Annotated in this window: 15 protein-coding genes; 2 read left to right on the forward strand and 13 right to left on the reverse strand. The window is 74.6% G+C overall.

Going from position 1 to position 20624, the window contains the following annotated elements:
* Positions 1 to 109: 109 nt before the first annotated feature.
* Entirely contained in the window at positions 110 to 622 is a 513-nt protein-coding gene (nrdR, locus tag HCN52_RS00270; protein ID WP_245174748.1) for a transcriptional regulator NrdR, read from the reverse strand.
* Between the two features lie 490 nt (positions 623 to 1112).
* Here nrdR and lexA point away from each other — a divergent pair, with 490 nt between their 5' ends.
* Positions 1113 to 1775: a transcriptional repressor LexA gene (gene lexA, locus HCN52_RS00275; protein ID WP_245245915.1), complete on the forward strand. Its 663-nt coding sequence runs from the start codon at positions 1113 to 1115 to the stop codon at positions 1773 to 1775.
* Positions 1776 to 1917: 142 nt separating this feature from the next.
* Here the strand turns inward: lexA and HCN52_RS00280 are convergent, their stop codons facing one another.
* The 4 genes from HCN52_RS00280 to HCN52_RS25040 form a co-directional block, all read right to left on the reverse strand.
* Positions 1918 to 3978, reverse strand: a complete 2061-nt coding sequence (locus HCN52_RS00280; RefSeq protein WP_168086269.1) for an ATP-dependent DNA helicase — start codon at positions 3976 to 3978, stop codon at positions 1918 to 1920.
* 74 nt (positions 3979 to 4052) lie between these two features.
* Positions 4053 to 5867 carry an IucA/IucC family protein gene (locus HCN52_RS00285; protein WP_312876461.1) on the reverse strand — a complete coding sequence of 605 codons (1815 nt, stop codon included), beginning with the start codon at positions 5865 to 5867 and terminating at the stop codon, positions 4053 to 4055.
* Positions 5868 to 5989: 122 nt separating this feature from the next.
* The gene (locus HCN52_RS25035; protein WP_168086270.1) at positions 5990 to 6802 is read right to left on the reverse strand and encodes a GNAT family N-acetyltransferase; all 813 of its coding nucleotides are present in this window, start codon (positions 6800 to 6802) and stop codon (positions 5990 to 5992) included.
* Positions 6694 to 8679, reverse strand: coding sequence for an IucA/IucC family protein (locus HCN52_RS25040; protein WP_168086271.1), 1986 nt, complete (start codon positions 8677 to 8679; stop codon positions 6694 to 6696). Before HCN52_RS25040 ends, HCN52_RS25035 begins: the two co-directional genes overlap by 109 nt.
* A gap of 328 nt (positions 8680 to 9007) precedes the next feature.
* Here HCN52_RS25040 and HCN52_RS00300 point away from each other — a divergent pair, with 328 nt between their 5' ends.
* Positions 9008 to 10228: a trypsin-like serine peptidase gene (locus HCN52_RS00300; protein WP_168086272.1), complete on the forward strand. Its 1221-nt coding sequence runs from the start codon at positions 9008 to 9010 to the stop codon at positions 10226 to 10228.
* Positions 10229 to 10354: 126 nt separating this feature from the next.
* On the opposite strand, the gene panD is transcribed toward HCN52_RS00300, so the two are convergent.
* From panD to miaB, 8 genes are all read right to left on the reverse strand, one after another.
* Positions 10355 to 10771, reverse strand: coding sequence for an aspartate 1-decarboxylase (gene panD / locus HCN52_RS00305; protein ID WP_168086273.1), 417 nt, complete (start codon positions 10769 to 10771; stop codon positions 10355 to 10357).
* A gap of 345 nt (positions 10772 to 11116) precedes the next feature.
* Positions 11117 to 12601, reverse strand: a complete 1485-nt coding sequence (hflX, locus tag HCN52_RS00310; RefSeq protein WP_245174749.1) for a GTPase HflX — start codon at positions 12599 to 12601, stop codon at positions 11117 to 11119.
* Between the two features lie 316 nt (positions 12602 to 12917).
* Positions 12918 to 15050, reverse strand: coding sequence for a RelA/SpoT family protein (locus HCN52_RS00315; RefSeq protein ID WP_376767066.1), 2133 nt, complete (start codon positions 15048 to 15050; stop codon positions 12918 to 12920).
* Positions 15051 to 15379: 329 nt separating this feature from the next.
* Complete coding sequence (dapF, locus tag HCN52_RS00320; RefSeq protein WP_168086274.1) at positions 15380 to 16285, reverse strand: diaminopimelate epimerase; 906 nt, start codon at positions 16283 to 16285, stop codon at positions 15380 to 15382.
* A 206-nt stretch (positions 16286 to 16491) separates the two neighbouring features.
* Positions 16492 to 16971, reverse strand: coding sequence for a hypothetical protein (locus HCN52_RS00325; RefSeq protein ID WP_209314002.1), 480 nt, complete (start codon positions 16969 to 16971; stop codon positions 16492 to 16494).
* A 276-nt stretch (positions 16972 to 17247) separates the two neighbouring features.
* Positions 17248 to 18201 (reverse strand): tRNA (adenosine(37)-N6)-dimethylallyltransferase MiaA, encoded by a 954-nt coding sequence (gene miaA, locus HCN52_RS00330; protein ID WP_168086276.1) that lies wholly within the window; start codon positions 18199 to 18201, stop codon positions 17248 to 17250.
* A 46-nt stretch (positions 18202 to 18247) separates the two neighbouring features.
* On the reverse strand, positions 18248 to 18970 hold the full coding sequence (locus HCN52_RS00335) for a class III extradiol ring-cleavage dioxygenase family protein (protein WP_168086277.1): 723 nt from the start codon (positions 18968 to 18970) through the stop codon (positions 18248 to 18250).
* A gap of 78 nt (positions 18971 to 19048) precedes the next feature.
* Positions 19049 to 20569 carry a tRNA (N6-isopentenyl adenosine(37)-C2)-methylthiotransferase MiaB gene (miaB, locus tag HCN52_RS00340; RefSeq protein WP_168086278.1) on the reverse strand — a complete coding sequence of 507 codons (1521 nt, stop codon included), beginning with the start codon at positions 20567 to 20569 and terminating at the stop codon, positions 19049 to 19051.
* Positions 20570 to 20624: the final 55 nt, after the last annotated feature.

A 20624-nucleotide genomic window follows, 5' to 3' on the forward strand; every position in this document is an offset into this window, starting at 1 on the left:
TGCCCCGTGCGCCGCGTGGGACGGGCGGGGCACCGCTCTGTTCTGTCAGCGCGCCGCAGCCGCGGGGCCGGGGCGCCGTTGTGTGGTGTGCCGGGTGGTGGGCGCCGGCTCAGCCGGCCCCGCCGGAGCGCGCCTCGCACTCCTCGGCGTCGCGCGCCTCGCCCCCGGGCGCCTCGGCCCGGGAGGAACGCAGTTCCGCGACCGCCGCCTCGAAGTCCTCCAGCGTGTCGAACGCGCGGTAGACGGAGGCGAAGCGCAGGTAGGCCACCAGGTCGAGCTCCCGCAGCGGGCCCAGTATCGCCAGGCCGACGTCGTGAGCGGAGAGCTCGGCACTCCCGGTGGCCCGCAGCGCCTCCTCCACGCGCTGCCCGAGCAGCGCGAGGGCGTCCTCGGTGACGGGTCGGCCCTGGCACGCCTTGCGCACGCCGGCGATGACCTTGTCGCGGCTGAAGGGCTCGGTGACCCCGCTGCGCTTGATCACCATCAGTGCGGCGGTCTCCAGGGTCGTGAAGCGCCGGGAGCAGTGCGGGCACTGCCGGCGGCGGCGGATGGTGGTGCCGTCGTCGGCCGTGCGGCTGTCCACGACCCGGCTGTCGCTGTGCCGGCAGAAGGGACAGTGCATGGGTCCGGCCTCCTCGGTTCGGAGCGGCCGTTCCGGTGCCGACCCGTGTCGGCCGCGGGGCCGCCGCGCTCGCTCCCAGCATAGGCGATCGACCGGGGCACCGAACCCCGGGGACCACTAATTGTGGGTGACACCTCCCCGATCGACCACTAGATCTTGGGTCGAGCCACCGAATGAGCACAGAGAGCACCGGACCGGGGCAGCGGGCGCCGTGCCGAGCATAGAGGAGGGGGCCCCGACGGCGGCGCGGGCCTCGCCCGGGCGCGCCGGATCAGCACCAATACACCGACCGGCATGATCAAATGAGCAGATCAATGAAATATCACTCGAACGTGTGTTTGGCGCAACCTTTCGATAGCAACTACCGTTGTCTGGCCAGGGAGTACCAGTCGAGAGGGGCGAGATGACCACCGCAGCAGAAGACACGATCACGGCTCCGCTGGCACGCAGCGGCGGCGCACACGCGGGCGACCCGCCCGCGACACGTTCGATGCCCGGGCGACCTCCCGGCATCCGGGCCGACAGCTCCGGTCTCACCGACCGCCAGCGCCGCGTGATCGAGGTCATCCGCGACTCCGTCCAGCGCCGCGGGTACCCCCCGTCGATGCGCGAGATCGGTCAGGCGGTCGGGCTCTCCTCCACCTCCTCCGTCGCCCATCAGCTGATGGCCCTGGAACGTAAGGGGTTCCTGCGGCGCGACCCGCACCGGCCGCGCGCCTACGAGGTGCGCGGCGCGGAGACACCGACGCCGCAGCCGGCCGACGCGGGCGGCAAGCCTGCCGCCTCCTACGTCCCCCTCGTCGGCCGGATCGCCGCCGGCGGCCCGATCCTCGCGGAGGAGTCGGTCGAGGACGTCTTCCCGCTGCCGCGTCAGCTCGTCGGCGACGGGGAGCTCTTCGTCCTCAAGGTCGTGGGCGACTCCATGATCGAGGCGGCCATCTGCGACGGCGACTGGGTCACTGTCCGCAGGCAGCCGGTTGCGGAAAACGGCGACATCGTCGCCGCGATGCTCGACGGCGAGGCAACCGTCAAGCGGTTCAAGCGCGAGGACGGCCAGATCTGGCTGCTCCCCCACAACTCCGCCTACCAGCCGATCCCGGGCGGCGACGCCACGATCCTCGGCAAGGTCGTCGCGGTCATGCGCCGCATCTGAGGGACGTCATGGGCGGGCGCGCCCGGGCCCCACGGCCCGGCGCCCGCACGCGTCCCGTCACAGGCGTCCCGTCGCAGGCGTCGGCAGGACGGGGGCGCCGTACGACACGCCCACCGCCCCGTTCACCCCCGGGGCGCCCGCGTCAGCCTCCCGCGTCGGCCGAGGTGTTGATGGCCGCCAACGAGCGGCGCACGACGGCACCGTCCGCGGTGAACCAGAAGTCCGGCATCGAGGCACGCAGGAAGCTCCCGTAGCGAGCTGTCGCCACCCGCGGGTCAAGGACGGCGACGACACCGCGGTCCCCCGTGGCCCGCACCAGCCTGCCCGCCCCCTGCGCCATCAGCAGTGCCGCGTGTGTGGCGGCCACCGCCATGAAGCCGTTGCCGCCCGCCTTCTCCACCGCGCGCTGGCGCGCGCTCATCAACGGGTCGTCCGGGCGGGGGAACGGCACCCGGTCCATCACCACCAACTGGCAGGCCGGTCCCGGTACGTCGACGCCCTGCCAGAGCGAGAGCGTGCCGAAGAGACAGGTCGCCTCGTCGTCCGCGAAGGCGCGGATCAGCTCACCCAGGGTGTCCTCACCCTGCAGCAGCACGGGAACGTCGAGCCGACCGCGCATCGCCTCGGCGGCCGCGCGCGCCCCGCGCATCGACGAGAACAGACCCAGGGTGCGGCCACCGGCCGCCTCGATGAGCCCGGCAAGTTCGTCCAGCATGTCGCCGCGGTCGCCCTCCCGCCCGGGGGGCGAGAGCGTGCGGGCAACGTAGAGGATGCCCTGCTTGCGGTAGTCGAACGGGGAGCCGACGTCCAGGCCGCGCCATCGCGGCAGCTCCGCGGCCTCCGCGCAGCTCTCGGGGGGCTCCGCGGCGGGCGGCGGACCCGAGTCCGCCCCGCCGCTCTCCGGCAGGATCGCCTCCCGGCGCAGTCCCACGGAAGCGGCGACACCGTGGAAGTCGCCGCCGAGCTTCAGCGTCGCCGAGGTCAGGACCACCGACCGCTCGGCGAAGAGCTTCTCCCCCAGCTGCTGCGAGACGTTGAGCGGTGCGACCCGGAGCGAGGCCCCGTACCGGTCGTGGCGCTCGTACCAGACGACGTCGTACTCGGAGCCTGCGAGGACCCGCTCCGCGACGTCGTGCACGGTCTCGATGGAGGCGCGGGCCTGGCGGCGCACGGCGTCCTCGTCCGAGGTCGAGGCGTCGCGCGACCCCCCGAGCTCGGTGACGGCGGCGCGCGCCGCGTCCCGCAGCAGGGCGAGCGCGTGGGCCAACTCCTCCGGGATCTCCTCCAGCCGGCCGGGAAGGGCCAGCTCCATGACGCGTTCGAACTCCTCACCCGCCACCACGAGCTGGTCGGCGGCCTTCTCGTCGATCAGTTTCGACGACCGTCGCACCGCGCGGGAGACCCCGCCCGGGGAGAGTTCACCGGTGGCGACCCCGGTCACGCGGGAGACCAGTTCGTGCGCCTCGTCCACGATGAGGACCTCGTGCTCCGGAAGCACCGGCGCCCCCTCCAGGGCGTCGATCGCGAGCAGCGCGTGGTTGGTGACGATGACGTCGCTGAGCTTGGCGCGCTCGCGCGCCGCCTCGGCGAAGCATTCCTGCCCGTACGCGCACCGCGTGGCACCCAGGCATTCGCGGGAGGAGACGGAGACCTGCGACCACGCCCGGTCGGAGACGCCGGGGGTGAGGGCGTCGCGGTCGCCGGTCTCGGTCTCGTCGGCCCAGTCGCGCATGCGGAGCAGGTCCTTGCCGAGCTTGCTGGACGGCCCCGACCCCGCCTCGGCCGCCGCCTCCAACGGGTCGAAGAGGGCGTCCTCGTCGTCGGAGGGGACGCCCTCGTGCAGCCGGTGCAGGCAAAGGTAGTTGGAGCGCCCCTTGAGCGTCGCGAACTCGGGACGGCGGCGCAGCAGCGGGTGCAGCGCGTCGGTCAGCCGGGGCAGGTCCCGCTCGACCAGCTGGCGCTGGAGCGCCAGCGTCGCCGTGGCGACGACCACGCGCTCGCCCTGCGCCAGCGCCGGCACCAGGTAGCCGAGCGACTTCCCGGTGCCGGTGCCGGCCTGGGCCAGCAGATGGGTGCCGTCCGCGATGGCCTCCGCGACGGCGCCGGCCATCGCGGTCTGGCCGGGCCGTTCGGTGCCGCCGACGGCGCCGACGGCGGCGTTCAGCAGGTCGGAGAGGCTGGGATCGCCCGATGGTGCGCTCATAGGGCAGCCACCCTAACCGCTGCCGCCGACACTCCCCCGCCGTCCGTCGCCGCGCTCGGCCCCGCCTGCTCCGCTCAGCCGTGCAGCGGGTTGGGCACGGTGCCGTGGACCGCGGCGTGAGGGCGTGCGGACCGGTCGCGGTAGCCGTCGAGATGCAGCCGGTTGCGGTTGAGGCAGAGGCGGTCGATCCGTGCGGTGAGCATGTCGAACGTGTCGTAGCGGTCCTTGAGTTCGGGGAACCGCTGCTGGTAGCGGAGGATCTCCGCACGCACCTGCGCCCAGAAGTCGTCCTCGCGCACCCCGAGATGCTCCTCGCACAGCGGAGCGAGGTAGCGGTAGACACCGACGAACAGCCCGGAGTGGATGAACTGGGTGAGGAAGCCGGGCGGTTCGGTCAGCAGGACCTCGCGGACGTCGTCGGGCATGTGGGCGAGTTCGGGCAGCGCCTCGGCGCTGATGTTGACGTCGTCGACGAAGTCCTTCACCGCCAGCCGCACGGGGATGTCGTCGGAGTCGAAGACGACGATGGTGTTCTCGCCGTGCGGGGAGAACACGGTGCCGTAGCGGTAGAGGAAGTGCAGCAGCGGCGGGAGCAGTGCGGCCTGCAACCGGGCGAGCCACTCCGCGGCGCTCAGCCCGGAGCGGCGGACGAGTTCGGCCGTGAGGGAGGCGCCGTGGACATCGGTCGAGAGCAGCGACGCCAGCGTCCGGGCCCGCTCCCCCGGCTCCAGGTACTGCGCGACGGGTTCGCGCCAGATGGCGCCGAGCAGCTCGCGGTACTGGTAGGGGACGCCGGGGAGCGCGTCGTACAGCGGGTGCCGGACGGCGACGGACGCGGTCTCGCCGAGCAGGACCGGACGGGTCTCCTCCGCGAGGAAGGGGTCCTCGTCGCGGAGCCGGTGCATCCACGCGGTGACTGCGGGTGCCGCGAGGGTGCGCTCGGTGGGCAGTCCGCGCCAGACGAGGGTGTTGAGGATCGACAGCGGCAACTTGACGCTGCGCCCGGTGGGACGGTCGGCGTTGACGAACGTCCGGATGGACTGCTGTGCCAGGCGGCGGACGCCGTCGCTGGGGAGGGGGATCAGCAGCCCCTCGGCTATCTGTCCGGCGAAGAGCGGGGCGATCGTGTTGTCCCACTGCCAGGGGTGGACCGGCAGCCAGAGGTAGTCGTCCGGCTCCGCGCCCGCGGCGCGCACGGTGTCGGCGAAGAGCGCCCGAGTCTCCTTTGGCAGTTCGTCGGCGTAGAGGCGGGCGGGGTCCGCCAGCGCGGTGACGCCGCGGTAGGTGGCGAGGTCCCGGTGGACCGCCAGCCAGGGCAGCCGGTGTGCGCGGCGCGACTCGGGTGCCCACTGCGCCGCGTCGTCGGCGGAGAAGCCGACGCGTCCCTTGTTGGCGACGAGCCAGGGGTGGCCGCTCTGATGGCCCTCCAACTCCCCGTAGCCCAGGTCGGCGAGGTCCGCGACGGTGGTGGCGTCGGCGGCCATCGCGGCGTCGGCGCTGAGGGTCGCCGTCAGTTCGCGGATGAGGTGGCCGGTGGTGTCGCCGGTCAGGTCGAGGAGGGAGTCGTGGGTGCGGGCGACGAAAGCGAGCGGGTCGGCGTCGCCGGTGACGGACCCCGGGTCGACCGACCAGTGGCCGTAGGCGCCGCGGCGGGCGCGGAACCGGTAGGCGGGGCCCCCGTCGGGGACCTGCAGTTCGTACCGGTCCCCGCCCAGGGCCACGGGGGTGAGGACCTCCTCGTAGGAGAGCTCGCCCAGCATCTTGGCGAAGAGCCGACGGGATGCGGCCTGCCAGGAGGCCGCGGCGGCGGCGGCCGGCGGTGCGGCGGGGGCGGCGGGCTCCGTGGCTGCGGTGGCTGCGGTGGCTGCGGGGACGGGATCGGGGGGCACGGGCGCTCCTTGGGGGAGGTGGGCGATGGCGTCGGGCGGCCGGTGGCGACGCGTCCGCGGCGCCCCGTCGCCGGGGAGCCGGCGGCGGGGCGCGGTGCGCGAGGTCGGGAGGGTCGAGGGAGTCAGTGGTCGCGGTCCCGCACCACGATCGCTGCTCGTTTGTCGGGGAGTCGGCTCTCCTGGAGAGTACGGAATCCGGCGCGGTGGAACGCGGCGATCGAGCGGACATTCCGCATGTCGGGCTCCGCGATGAGACGCCCGCACCGCGGACGGTTCCGCAGCACCAGTCCGGCGACCGCCCGCAGCAGGGCGGTACCGGTGCCGCGGCCGCGGTCCTCCGGGGAGCCCAGCAGCAGGTGGATGCCGGTGTCGTGCGGCCGGGCGGGGTAGTGGCGTGCCAGCGGGTCCAGGTCCGCGCGGTAGATCTCCCAGTAGCTCATCGGGCGGTCGTCGAGCGTGCCCAGGCAGGGAACACTGCGGCCGTCGCCCGCCAGCTGCGCGTGCAGGTGCTCCGCGGTGCGCTCCGCCGGTCCGTCGAGCTGCCAGAACTCCGCCGTGACCGGGTCGTTCATCCACCGGGTGAGGAGGCCCAGGTCGCGGTCGGGGTCGACGGGGACGAGGCGGAAGCCCCCCAGCGGGGTGGCGACCGGGCCCCACTGGTGCACGGCGTCCAGCAGTTCCGCGCCTGCCCGCTCCGGAGCCGGCAGGGGCAGCCCGGGCGGCCGGTCCGCGGTGGGGGGAAGTTCCAGTGTGTCGTCCTCGGCGCGGTCGGGCGCCGAACCGTGCGGCGGTACCGCTCCGGGGCCGCCCGCCGGGGCCGGAGCGCTCACCGGGCCACCACCGGGTTGGGCAGGGAGACGTACACCGACTGGCCGTCGACCGGGCCGTCCAGCTCGTCCATGCCATGGAGCCGGGTCAGCAGGTTGGCCTTGCACCGCAGCACCTGCCGACTGCCCAGCGCGGCGGCGAACCCCGACGCCGAGGTGCTCCCGTCGCCGCGGGCGGGGTCGGTCAGGAAGTCGCGCAGCGTGTCGAGGAGCGGTCGCTCCGGGGCGATGCCCTGGCTGCCGAAGGCGCCGACCAGCCCGAGGACGTTGTTGATGCCCAGGTAGTAGAGGAATCGTTCGTCCGCCACCTCGTCGGGGACGAAGGTGTCCGACAGCGCACCGATGCCGAGGAGTTGACCGGAAAGCGCCCGCCGGTGGCTCTCGCGGAAGTAGTAGCCCTGGTTGTCGCGGTACCAGCCGCCGTCGGGCAGGCCGTCGGCGTCGAGCCGCACCACGGTGTTCTGCTGGTGCGCTTCCAGGGCGATGCCCCCGACGGCGTCGAGCCACAGCGCGGGCCGGACCACGGTCTCCAGGTACCGGCCGAACCACTCCACGGCCACCTCGGTGCGCGACCGGCCGGTCGCGGCGGCGCGGTCGGCCACGAGGCGCGCCAACCGGGAGGTCAGCCGACCGGGCTCGGTGTCGCTCCACGGCCGGGGGGCGGTCAGCGCGGCGACGCACTGCGCGTCGGTGGCGGGGCCGAACGGGTTGTCCCGGATGACGAGGTCGAGGCCGGGAACCGGGTTGCCGTCCGTGTCGTCGACCGCTGCCCACGCCGGGTCGCGCAGCACGTCGAACCCCGGGCCCGCGGGCTGCGCGGCGTGCCAGCGGGCGCCGAGCCCCGTCTCCAGCAGCCGGTGGACCTCGACGCCCCGGTGCAGTTCCTTGCGGAGGTTCTCCCGGCGGGAGTTGGTGATGCGGAGCCCGAGGGAGAGCTTGAGCATCACGGCGGCCTCCTCCCGGTGGACGGTGCGCACCGAGGAGGTCGGTGACCAGGGCGCGCCGAGCGGGCCGAGGTCGTGGAGCAGCCCTGCGTGCAGCAGGCGGGCCGTCTCCGGGCGGCGCACCACGTCGCGGGCCTGCCAGGGGTGGAGCGCCAACGGCAGGGTGTCGGGCGGGAGCGGCAGGTCGACACCGGCGGCGTGGGCGAGGAGTTCGCCGGGCCCGATGGCGGTGCCGGCCGGGGCCGTCAGCGCGCTGTCCCCGGCGTACACGGAGCGGTGCACCGCGAACCAGTGGAGGGTCAGCGTGCCGCGCAGCTCCGGTGAGCTGTCGGCGGCCTCGTGACCGGTGAGCCCCTCGCGGCTCTTGGGCGTGGGGTGCAGCGGGTGGCCGAGCAGCAGACTCTGTTCACCGTCGAGGAAGGGCACCGTGCCCGGCGGGGGCTGCGGGTCGGCGCGGCGGGCGGCGAGGAACTCGCCCACCCGGCGGGTGGAGTCGGCGACCCGGGCGAGGAGTTCGGTGTGGACGACCGCCGGAGGGCGTCCGCCGGCGTGGTCGGTGCCCTCGCGCACCAGCAGCGCCGCGAGGGTGACGGCGTCCACGGGCGCGGCACCGGCGGGTGCGCCGGTCAGGACGGGCGGTCCGAACCGGTGGTGCCCGGTGGGCGACCAGTAGCGGACGGCCACGGTCAGGGTGGTGCCGCTGGCCGGGAGCGGCACGGTCAGGCGCGCGGCACCGCCCCCGACCCCCGGCGCGTGGGCCGGGGGTGGGTCGGGGGTGAGGCCCGTCTCGCGGACCCAGCAGCGCAGGAGGTTCTCGGTCGCCGCGCTGTCGGCGACCCGGTCCGGCTCGGGGTGCTCCAGCGGGTCGGGCCCGGCCGGATCGGTCGCGGGGGGTGCCGTCGGGGCGGGGGCGACCGGGCCGCGGCCCGCGGTGGGCGGCGCGGTGGTGGCGGCCGTTTCCGCCGTGGGGACGACGCCGGAGGGGGCCGGGGCGTCGGGGAAGGCCTGCGGGGTGGGTCCCGGCTCGGGGCGTAGGTTCATGGGTGTGCGGCACGGCCGCCGCGCCGGCCCGGGGCGGGGGTCGGCGGGGCAGTCCGCGCCTCCCTCCTTCATCGACTGGTGGCGTGTGCGCGGACGCAACTGGCCCGTACCCGGCGGGGGACGGTTCAGCCGGGCAAACGACGCTCCCGGCGTCCGAACACGGCCCTCGGCGAAGTTCTTCTCCGGACGTGGCAGCGGGAAACGGGAACCGGGGACCCGGCTGCGGCCGTCCCCTGGGAGACCGGCATAGTGGGGGCATCCCACAGCCGCTGGACCTGCCGCCCGTCGCCAGGCCCGCACACACGTACACCTCAGGGGGAGTTGGCTCATGTCATCGATTCGCAGGGGACCGGGGCGCCGCCGGGCGGCCGGGGCCGCGATCGCCGCGGTGACCGTGCTCGCGCTGACCGCCACGGCGTGTGGGCCGGGCGACGACTCGGGCGACCAGGGCAAGAACCCCACCGAGGACGCGGCCGGCGAGCGGCCCGGGGGCGGCGACCGCCTCGGGGAGCTGCTCGACCGGCTGCCGATCGAGGTGGACGTCGAGCAGTGGAAGGACGGGGCCTGGGCCGACTGGGACTCCGAGAACTGGCTGCGCGAGGCCGGCGAGTACATCGGCATCATCATCGAGGACTTCTGGGACCGCGAGCGCATGGAGGAGGCGGGCGGCCAGGAGAACTCGGTGGACGAGGACGACATCGAGGAGGAGGAGTCCGCCCCCGAGACCGGTGACCCCGCGGACGACCGCGGCGTCACCGACCCGTTCCCCGCGCCGTACCAGGCCGACCGTGCCGCGACGCCGTACAGCCAGAACAACCCCGGCGTCGGGAAGCTGTTCTTCGAGACCCCCGAGGGCACCGGCGTCTGCTCGGCGGCGGTCGTGCAGGACCCGGACAACCCGGGCGCGTCCAACCTGGTGGCCACGGCCGGGCACTGCGTCCACGCCGGCGTCGAGGGCGGCTGGTTCCGGCAGGTGATGTTCGTGCCCGCCTACAACGACGGCGGCCAGGACTTCGTCGACCAGCCCGCGGAGAACCCGTTCGAGGAGGTCGCGCCGTTCGGTCTGTGGTGGGCCGCCGACGTGGCGACCACCAACTACTGGATCGAGAACGGCACCATGGACGGCGGCAACGGCGCCCACCAGGACTTCGCCGTGATGCGCGTCGAGCAGGAGGAGGGCGACGGCAGCTCCCTGGAGGAGCAGACCGGCGTCGCCTACGAGATCGACTTCGACGCCCCGGCCGTCGCCGGCCTGGGCACCCTGCAGAACTACGGGTACCCGCAGTCCGAGCCCTTCGACGGCGAGGTCATGCACAGCTGCACCGGCGACCCGACGCGGCTGTCGCTGGATGCCGTCGAGCCGGTGATGTACGTACTGGGCTGCACCATGACGGCCGGCTCCTCCGGCGGCCCGTGGCTGACGGCGGACGGCGGCGAGCCGCGGCTGGTCTCCGTCAACTCCATCGGCCCGGTGACGAGCACCTGGCTGGCCGGGCCGCGGCTGGACGCCTCGGCCGAGGAGGTCTTCGACGTCGTCCGCCGGGGCTGACGCCGGGAACCCGGTGCGCAGGGCGCACCTCGACGACAAGGGCCCGCGACGTGCCACTCGGTCGAGTGGTGGTCGCGGGCCCCTGCCGTTCGCGGGAAGCGGCGCCGGGCGCCGTCCCGGGGAGCGTCAGACGCGTGCGACGGACAGCGGGCTGCGCTCGGTGCCCTCCGTCGGGGCGGAGGGGTCGGCGCCCAGTTCGACCACCTTGTTGCTGCCGTCGACGTGCACCACGCGCGGGCGCAGCCGCCGCGCTTCCGCGTCCTCGACCTGTGCGTAGCTGATGAGGATCACGAGGTGGCCCGGCTCGACCAGGTGCGCGGCGGCGCCGTTGATACCGATGACCCCGCTCCCGCGCTCGCCCTCGATCACGTAGGTCTCCAGGCGGCTGCCGTTGTCGATGTCGACGATGTGGACGAGCTCACCGGGCAGCAGGTCCGCCGCGTCCATCAGATCGGCGTCCACCGTCACCGACCCCACGTAGTGGAGATCCGCGTGGGTCACCGTCGCCCGGTGGATCTTGGACTTGAACATCGTGCGCACCATCGACCTACTCCTACTGCTGGGCTCCCTGCCTGCTCGTGCGGGTCAGGGGCGTTCCGTCGCCTCGCGGGCGGGAGCGCGAACGGAGTTCGCCGCATCCCGCGGGGCACGTGCCGACCACTTGTTGACGGCCCCGGCGCGGCGTCGGGGCGGCGGAGGACCGTCGTCGTCCGCCGTGCCGAGCCCCGCCTCGGCGTCCCCACCAGCCTACGCAAGCCCGCGGCCGGGCGGCCGTGACCGCGGTCACTCCGCGGCCGGTGACGCCGCGTCCGAGCGCCGGTGGTCGCACACACCGGTGGGGGCGTGCCGTGTGGACCACGGCGCGCCCCCACCGGGTGAAGGGTCCCGTCAGACGACGACGCCCGCCGCGGAGCGGAGCTCCGCCGCCAGCTCCTCGTGGACCCTCGCCCGCAGGCGGGTGCCCTCCGTGGTGTGCTCCTCCCCGAGCACCTCGCCCTCGGTGTGGGCGCGGGAGACCAGGGCGCCCGAGGTGTAGGGCACCACGAGGTCCAGTTCGACCGCGGGCCGGGGCAGTTCGTCGTCGATCCGGGCGAGCAGTTCCTCGATGCCCTCGCCGCTGTGGGCGGAGACCACCATGGAGCGGCGCTCGGCGCGGACCAGTCGCTGGAGGACGAGCGGGTCTGCGGCGTCCGCCTTGTTGATGACGACGATCTCCGGCACCGACTGGGCGCCGACGTCCCGGATGACCTCCCGTACCGCGGCGAGCTGCTCCTCCGGCACGGGGTGGGAGCCGTCCACGACGTGCAGGATGAGGTCGGCGTCACCGACCTCCTCCATCGTGGAGCGGAACGCCTCGACCAGATGGTGGGGCAGGTGGCGGACGAACCCGACGGTGTCGGCCAGCGTGTACTGGCGGCCGCTGGGTGTCTCGGCGCGGCGGACGGTCGGGTCCAACGTGGCGAACAGGGCGTTCTCCACGAGCACCCCGGCGCCGGTGAGCCGGTTGAGCAGCGAGGACTTCCCCGCGTTGGTGTACCCGGCGATGGCCACCGAGGGCACCTTGTTCCGGCGGCGTTCCTGCCGCTTCACGTCGCGGCCGGTCTTCATCTCGGCGATCTCCCGGCGGAGCTTCGCCATCTTCTCGCGGATGCGGCGCCGATCGGTCTCGATCTTGGTCTCACCGGGACCGCGGGTCGCCATGCCGCCGCCGGACGAACCGGAGCCGCCGCCGCCCATCTGCCGGGAGAGCGACTGACCCCAGCCGCGGAGCCGCGGCATCATGTACTGCATCTGCGCGAGCGCCACCTGCGCCTTGCCCTCACGGGACTTGGCGTGCTGCGCGAAGATGTCGAGGATCAGGGCGGTGCGGTCCACCACCTTGACCTTGACGACGTCCTCCAGGTGGATGAGCTGGCCGGGGCTCAGCTCACCGTCGCAGACGACGGTGTCGGCCGCGTGCTCCGCCACGATGTCGCGGAGTTCCTGCGCCTTGCCGGACCCGATGTAGGTGGCGGCGTCCGGCTTGTCGCGTCGCTGGGTGACGCCCGCGAGGACCATCGCGCCTGCGGTCTCGGCGAGCGCCGCGAGCTCGGCGAGGGAGTTGTCCGCGTCCGCCGCGGTGCCGGAGGTCCACACGCCGACGAGGACGACGCGCTCCAGCCGGAGCTGCCGGTACTCGACCTCGGTGACGTCCTCCAGCTCGGTGGAGAGTCCCGCGACGCGGCGCAGCGCGGCGCGCTCCTCGCGGTCGAACTGGTCGCCGTCACGCTCGGCGTCCAGCGCGCTCCAGGAGACGTCCTCCTCCATCAGGGCGTCGGCCCGGCGGTCCGTGGTGCGGGGCTGGTTCTCCTGAGGGACTGAAGAGAAGGTCAACGGGGTCCTTTCGTCCGATCGAGCCACGCCGCCGCGGCCCGGTCGGGCCGACGGTCAGGGGCGTGTCCCAGTGACAACGCGTGGCCGGTCGGTGGGATTCCCTCGTCGGCCCTGGTCCTCCATGGTGGCACGGCGCCGATCGGTCGTCACCCGGTTTCCCCCGTGGCGGACGGGGCTGTCGCGTCCGGCGACGCCCCGCGGGCGTCGCGGGCCGGTCGGCCGCAGCCCCGCCGCACGGCGGCGGTGCCGCCACCCTGGGTCACCGGATGCGACACCGGGCGCACCACCCGCCGCCTCCCCCGGCGGGGCGGCCGGTTCAGGCGCGGCCCGCCCCCGCGGGCAGGGGCCGCGAGACGTCGTAGACGCCCGGTACCCCGCGCATCGCCCGCATGAGCCGCGGCAGCCCGGTGGCATCGGGCAGGACCAGCGTGTAGGTGTGGCGCACCCGGTGCTGCCGGGGCGGCTCCACGTCGGCGTGCACCACGGCGGCCCCCTCGTCGGCGAGGGCGTCGGTGAGGTCGGCCAGCAGCCGGGGCCGTCCGAGGGCCTCCGCGCGGAGCGTGACGCGACAGCCGGAGCTGGACGACCGCCACGCCACCGCGACGGCGGGGCGTCCCCCTTCCGCCATGCCGGCGGCGACGGGGCAGTCGGCCCGGTGGACGGCCACCGTCCCGCCGCGGACGACGAACCCCGTCACCGTGTCCGGCGGGATCGGCGTGCAGCAGCGGGCGAGGCGCGGCGTGCCCCCGTGTCCGTCGCGGATCTCCACGGCGTGCTCGGGCCGGGGCCGGCGGGCCGCCGGCGGGCCCTGCGGGCGTCCCGCGGGCAGGCCGCCGACGGCCGCACCGGGCGACACCGCCTGCCGGGTCCGCTCCCGGCGGGCGGCGAGCTCGCGGCGGATCGCGATCCGGGCTGCGGGAGTGACGGCGGAGTCCAACCAGTCGCCGGACGGCTCGGAGGCGCCCTCCGGGGCCAGCAGCAGCCGGACGGTGTCGCCGTCGCGGAGCACGGTGCCGAGGGTCACCAGCCGGCCGTTGACCCGCGCGCCCACACAGCGGTGGGCGTCCTCGCCGTGGCGGGCGTACGCGGCGTCCACACAGCCGGCGCCGGAGGGCAGCTGGAGCGCCCCGAGACCGGGTTGCTCGGCGAAGACCGTGATCTCGCGCGTGCGGCGCAGGTCGTCGCGGAGCTCCGCCCAGAACGTGTCGGGGTCCGGGGCCTGGGCCTGCCACTCCAGAAGGCGGGAGAGCCATCCCGGCCGGGTGGGGTCGGCCCGTTCGGCGTCGTCGCCGGCGGGGCCGGGCTGCTCGGCCACCGTCCGGTGGGGGTCGCCCAGAGCGATCACCCCCGCCTCCGCGACCCGGTGCATCCGGCGCGACCGGACGAGCACCTCCGCCACGCGGCCCTCACGGTCGGCCACCGCCGTGTGGAGCGACTGGTAGAGGTTGAACTTCGGGGCGGCCACGAAGTCCTTGAACTCGGAGACGACGGGGCTGAAACAGGTGTGCAGCTCGCCGAGGGCGGCATAGCAGTCGGCGTCCTCGTCGACGACGATCAGCAGCCGCCCGAAGTCGCACGGGCCGAGGCCTCCGCGTCGCACCGAGGCGCGGTGGACGGAGAGCAGATGGCGGGGCCTCACCCGCACCGTCGCCTCGATGCCGGCCTCCCGGAGCGTCTCCGACACCGCCGCGGCGACGGGCTGGAGCGGGTCGGGCATACGACCGTGCTCCTGGACCAGGCGCGCGGCGCGGGCGTGCTCCTCGGGGTGGAGGATGGCGAAGACGAGGTCCTCCAGTTCGGTCTTGACCGCCTGGACGCCCAGCCGTTCGGCCAGCATGATCAGCACATCGCGGGTGACGAGCGCGATCCGCTTCTGCTTCTCGGGCCGCATCACGCCGAGGGTGCGCATGTTGTGGACGCGGTCGGCGAGTTTGATCGACAGCACCCGGACGTCGCTGCCGGCCGCGACCAGCATCTTGCGGAAGGTCTCGGACTCCGCCGCGGCCCCGTAGTCGACCTTCTCCAGCTTGGTCACGCCGTCGACCAGGTGACCGACCTCCTCGCCGAAGTCACGGCGGACCTGCTCCAGGGTCACGTCGGTGTCCTCGACGGTGTCGTGCAGCAGCGACGCCACCAGGGTGGTCGTCCCGGCGCCCAACTGGGCGAGGATGAGGGTGACGGCGACGGGATGGGTGATGTACGGGTCGCCGCTCTTGCGCATCTGTCCGCGGTGCGCCTGCTCCGCCACGTCGTAGGCGCGGCGCAGCGCGTCCAGCGAGGCGCCCGGATGGTGGCGGCGGTGCGCGCGGGCGAGGTGTTCGATGGCGTCGGGGAGGCCGTCCCGTGACGGACCGAACATGGCCGCGCGACCCAGGCGGCGGAGTCGGCCGCCGTCCCGGCGGTGGACCCGCTCGCGTACGTGGCTGCTGCTGACTGTCTCTGCGCTCACCGGGCACCTCCGCGGCCTGGTCGTGGACCGGCTCAGGGCTGGTGGACCGCGGTGGAACGGCCCCCGGCGCGCCAGGGCGCCGCACGAACCTCCCGCCGACTCCCGCAGTGGTGCCGGTGCTTGATGCTACCGAGCCCAGCACGGCGCGCCGTACCGGGGCATGGCCGACGGATGCGGATCACCCCATCGGGCGACGGGAGTTCGGTCGCTTCTCGGGGTTGGAGGCATACGCAATCGGGGAGTTGGCGCGCCACAGCGACCGCACGGCGGACGGGGCCGGTCGGCGCGGAGGGCGCGGACGGCCGACGGGCCGGGCCGCCGGCCGGTGGTCAGCCGAGGGCTGTCGCCCGCAGCTCCGCGGGGTCGAGCCAGGACGGGTCGAGGGAGCCCTCGGCGACGATCACCGCCGGGCCGGTCATCTCCACCTCGCCGTCGGCGCGTTCGGTGATGACCAGCCGCCCGCCGGGTACGTCCACCGTGTAGGTCGCGTCGCGGCCGTCCGCCACGGGGTCACGGCCGTCCCGGCGGGCGGCGGCCACCATGACGGCGCAGGCGCCGGTGCCGCAGGACCGCGTCTCGCCGGAGCCGCGTTCGTGGACCCGCAGGGCCACATGGGCGGGACCGCGGTCGACGACGAACTCCACGTTGGTGCCGTGCGGGTAGGCGGCGGCGGGCGCGACACCCGGGGCGTCCAGCAGCGGACCGGCGTGGGCCAGGTCCTCGACGAACGCGACGGCGTGCGGGTTGCCCATGTCGACGTGGAGCGCGGGCCAGTGGCGCTCCCCCACGGTCACGGTGGCCGTCGCCTCGCGTCCGGAGGGCAGTCCGGCCCGGCCCATGCCGACCGTGACGCCGCCGTCCGCTTCGCGCCGCGCCCACCGCACCCCGGCACGGGTGCCGACGGCGACCATGGGGTCGTCGGTGAGCCCGGCGTGCCACAGGAAGCGGGCGAAGACCCGCACCCCGTTGCCGCACATCTCCGCGACACTGCCGTCGGCGTTGCGGTAGTCCATGAACCAGGTCGCCTCGTCGGCGAGCGTCCTGCCCTCCGGCAGGGCGTCGCTGCGCACGACGCGCAGCAGGCCGTCGCCACCGACGCCCGCGCGGCGGTCGCACAGCCGGGCGACGGCCGCCGGAGTCGGCGCCAGCGCGCCGTCCGGGTCGGGAAGGATGACGAAGTCGTTCTCGGTGCCGTGCCCCTTGAGGAACGGCAGCCCTGCCGGTGCGGTGCTCACCTGCCCGATCGTACGACCTGCCGGGCGGGGCGCCCGCCGCGGCCCGGTGCGCCGCGCGCCGCGACGTCACCCGTGCGCCGGTACGGCCGCACGCCGCGTCGGTCCGCGGTGGCGGCGCGCAGCGCGGGAAGGTGCCGCCGGCCGGGCGGCGCCGGCGGTCGGGGGGGGGTGGTGCGGTCGGGGGGGGTGGTGCGGTCGGCGCGCGGTCAGCGCAGTCCGGCGACGCGCCAGACCGCGAACAGGCCGACCAGCACGAGCCCCACGGCGTAGAGCGCCAGCATCCGCCAGTCGGGGCGGGCACCGGAGCCCCGCGACGGCAGTCCGGGCCAGCTGTACCCGACGCGGTGGGCGGCGAGGACGCCCCAGCCGGCCGCGCTGGAACCGATCAGCAGTCCCAGCATGGCGACCACCGCGCCGCTGTCGCTGAACGCGAATGCCAGGGGGAACGCGAACATCAGGGAACCCAGCAGGCTGAGCGCGACGATCGGCGCCATCTGCAGGATGCGCAACCGTCGCTGCGGTCGGAGTTCCTCGTACAGCTCCGTCTGCTCGTCCTCGCCCGGTGGCCGGGTGGACCCCGGGTCGGAGGGGTGCACCGCGTCGGGCAGCGGCAGGGGTTCCAGCGCGCCGGGGCGCAGCGGCTGCGCCCGGCTGCCGTCGTCCCTGTCGCGAGGGCCGGCCTCCATCGCCACGCGCCCTCCCAACGTACGGTTCCACGGCTGTAGCACGTTCGATGATGGCACGCCACGGCTCGCCCGCAGGGCTTCCGGAGCGTCCCGATGCCATGACGTGACCAGGATGTGACCGTCCGTTCGAGTCGTGGGACGGCCCGCGCGCGACCCGTTCCGCGCGCCCCGACGGCACGCCCCCACCGGTGGTGTCGCCGTGCTCCGGCGCCGTCCGCCGTCGCCGGACGGCCCGCGCGGCGGCCCCGGCCGAGCGGTGCCCGCGGCCGCGCCCCGTCAGCGGGCGGCGGACTCCCGGACCAGCTCCCAGGCACGGTCGGCCAACTTCGGCCGGTCCACGTCGGCGCCGCTGAGCCAGTGGACCCGTCCGTCGCGACGGAACCAGGTGTCCTGGCGACGGGCGAAGCGGCGGGTGGTGCGCACGGTCTCCTCGCGGGCCGTCGCGTCGTCGTACTCACCGGCGAACGAGGCGAGCAGCTGCTGGTAGCCGAGCGCGCGCGAGGCGGTGCGGCCCTCGCGGAGTCCGGCCTGTTCGAGCCGCCGCACCTCCTCGGGAAGGCCCGCCTCCCACATCCGGTCCACCCGCGCCGTGATCCGCGCGTCCAGTTCCGGCCGTGCGACGTCCACCCCGAGCTGCAGGGTGCGGTACACGCTCTGCTCCTCGTCCGGGCCCGGCAGCTGCGCGGTGAACGGCCGGCCGGTGAGGGCGATGACCTCCAGCGCCCGCACGATGCGCCGGCCGTTGCTGGGAAGGATGGCGACCGCGGCCGCCGGGTCGGCCGCGGCGAGCCGCGCGTGCAGCGGCCCGCTGCCCCGCGCGGCCAGTTCCGCCTCCAGCTCCGCGCGCACCTCGGGGTCGGTGCCGGGGAACTCCAACCGGTCGACCGCGGCACGGACGTACAGCCCGGAACCGCCGACGAGGACCGGCACCCGGCCCTCGGCCAGCAGTCCGTCGATCGCGGTGCGCGCCAACCGCTGGTACTCGGCGACGCTGGCGGTCTCCCGCACGTCCCACACGTCGAGGAGGTGGTGCGGCACCCCTCCGCGCTCCTCCGCGCCGAGTTTGGCGGTACCGATGTCCATGCCGCGGTAGAGCTGCATGGAGTCGGCGTTCACCACCTCGCCCCCGAGTCGGCGGGCGAGCTCGACGCCCAGGTCGGACTTGCCGGCGGCGGTGGGGCCGACCACGGCCACAACCTGGACCTGCGGGGACGGGGTAGCGCTGCTCATCGCGTCAGTCTCCCAGACCGCGCGCACGCCGCGGGCCGGGCGGGGTTCAGTGCCAGACCGCGACGAGGTAGCCGACGCCGTAGGGCGCGGTGTGGTGGAGCAGCGAGCCGGCGAGGGGAGCCGCGTCCTGTCGCTGCGCGGCGCCTGCGAGGACCTGCCACGGGGCGGCGCCGTCCGCTCCGAGGTCCGCGGCCGCCGCACGGTCGAGGGCGGCGAGGCTCGCGTGGTCGGCGGCTGCCAGCGCCCGGGCCACGGAGTCGTCGAACGGTTCGCCGCGAGGGTCGAGGTAGCCGGGCGCCTTCAGGGTGCGGCAGTTCGATCCGCCGCCCACGACGAGGAGCGCGGTGCGCTCCGGATCGTCGGCGAGCTGCCGGCCCAGCTCCGCGCACCGCTCGGCGGGAAGGTCGTCCGGCATGCCCACCGCGGTGACGGGTGCGGCGTCCCAGCGGGCGTCGGCGAGAAGCCAGGCGGCCACCGCCAGCGGGGTGGCCAGCGGCTGCGCCGTCTCCCCGGTCCGCTCGGCCCCGGGCAGCCGCACGGCCAGCGGGACACCGAACCCCCGGAAGGACCCGGCAGCCCCCGGGCCGTGGTGGGTGAGGGCGGCGGCCCCGGGGCCGACCACGACCAGGCGGTCGGGCGCGGTGGCCGCCACCCGCGCCAGCGCCCGGCGGCAGTCCGCACGCAGCGCGTCGAGCTCGGCGGCGGCACCGGAGGCCACGGCGGGCACCAGCAGGGGCGGGGCGGGGCAGACCGCTGCGGCTACGAGCATGGTCGGCACCCTACCGGCGTGGCCGGGCACACCGCCGCGCCCGGCCCGGGGGCGCGGCGTCCGACGGTCGCGGGCCGGTCAGCGCGCGGCGCAGCCGCCGGTGGCGTCGGGCAGCGGGGGCGGGGCGCCGACCCCGGGCAGACCGAGGGAGACGGTGGGACGCCCCGACGCCCCGGTCGGCTGCGCCTGCCGTGCCTCCCAGGCGTCACCGGAGCGGGTACGGCGGACCGCGGTCACCGTGTCCTCGGCCAGCAGGTGGTGCGGGGCGGCGTAGGTCACGGTGGCGGTGACCATGTCGCCCGGACGCACCGGCTGTTCCGGGCGGGTGAAGTGGACGAGCCGGTTGTCGGGTGCCCGACCGGACAGGCGGCGGGTGGCGTCGTCCTTCCGGCCCTCGCCCTCGGCGACCATGATCTCCAGGGTGCGGCCGACCTGCTTGCGGTTCTCGGCCCAGGAGATCTCCTCCTGCAGGGCGACGAGCCGCTCGTAGCGCTCCTGGACGACCTCCTTGGGGATCTGGCCGTCCATGGTCGCGGCGGGGGTGCCGGGCCGCTTGGAGTACTGGAACGTGAACGCCTGCGCGAAACGTGCCTCGCGCACCACATGGAGGGTCTCCTGGAAGTCCTCCTCCGTCTCGCCGGGGAAGCCGACGATGATGTCGGTGGAGATCGCCGCCTCCGGCATGGCGGCGCGGACCTTCTCGATGATCGCCAGGAACCGCTCCTGGCGGTAGGAGCGCCGCATCGCCTTCAGCACCGTCGAGGAGCCGGACTGCAGCGGCATGTGGAGCTGCGGCATGACGTTGTCGGTCTCCGCCATCGCGGCGATGACGTCGTCGGTGAAGTCGCGCGGGTGCGGCGAGGTGAACCGCACCCGCTCCAGGCCCTCGACGCGGCCGCAGGCCCGCAGCAGCTGGGAGAAGGCATCGCGCTCGCCGATGTCGGAACCGTAGGCGTTGACGTTCTGCCCGAGCAGCGTGATCTCGCTGACGCCGTCGGCGACGAGCGTCTCGATCTCGGCGAGGATGTCGCCGGGACGGCGGTCCTTCTCCTTGCCCCGCAGCGCGGGCACGATGCAGAAGGTGCAGGTGTTGTTGCAGCCGACGGAGATGGAGACCCAGGCCGCGTAGGCGCTCTCACGGCGGGTGGGCAGCGTGGAGGGGAACGCCTCCAGCGACTCGGCGATCTCGACCTGCGCCTCGCGCTCGACCCGGGCCCGCTCCAGCAGCACCGGAAGCTTCCCGACGTTGTGGGTGCCGAAGACGACGTCCACCCAGGGGGCGCGCCGCACGATCGTGTCGCGGTCCTTCTGCGCCAGGCAGCCGCCGACGGCGATCTGCATGCCGGGACGGCTCGCCTTCTTCGGCGCGAGCTGCCCGAGGTTGCCGTAGAGGCGGTTGTCGGCGTTCTCCCGAACGGCGCAGGTGTTGAAGACCACGATGTCCGCGGCGTCGGCCTCCTTGGGCGCCCGCGTGTACCCCGCCGCCTCCAGCAGTCCCGACATCCGCTCGCTGTCATGGACGTTCATCTGGCAGCCGAAGGTGCGGACCTGGTAGGTCCTGGGCTCGGCGACCGGGAGGCTCCCGTCAGTGCTGCTCATGCCCACCAGGGTAGGCGCTGCCGACGACGCGCCGAACCCGGTTCCCTGCCGGGCG

The sequence above is a fragment of the Streptomyces bohaiensis genome (assembly GCF_012033785.1).
GTDB lineage: Bacteria > Actinomycetota > Actinomycetes > Streptomycetales > Streptomycetaceae > Streptomyces > Streptomyces bohaiensis.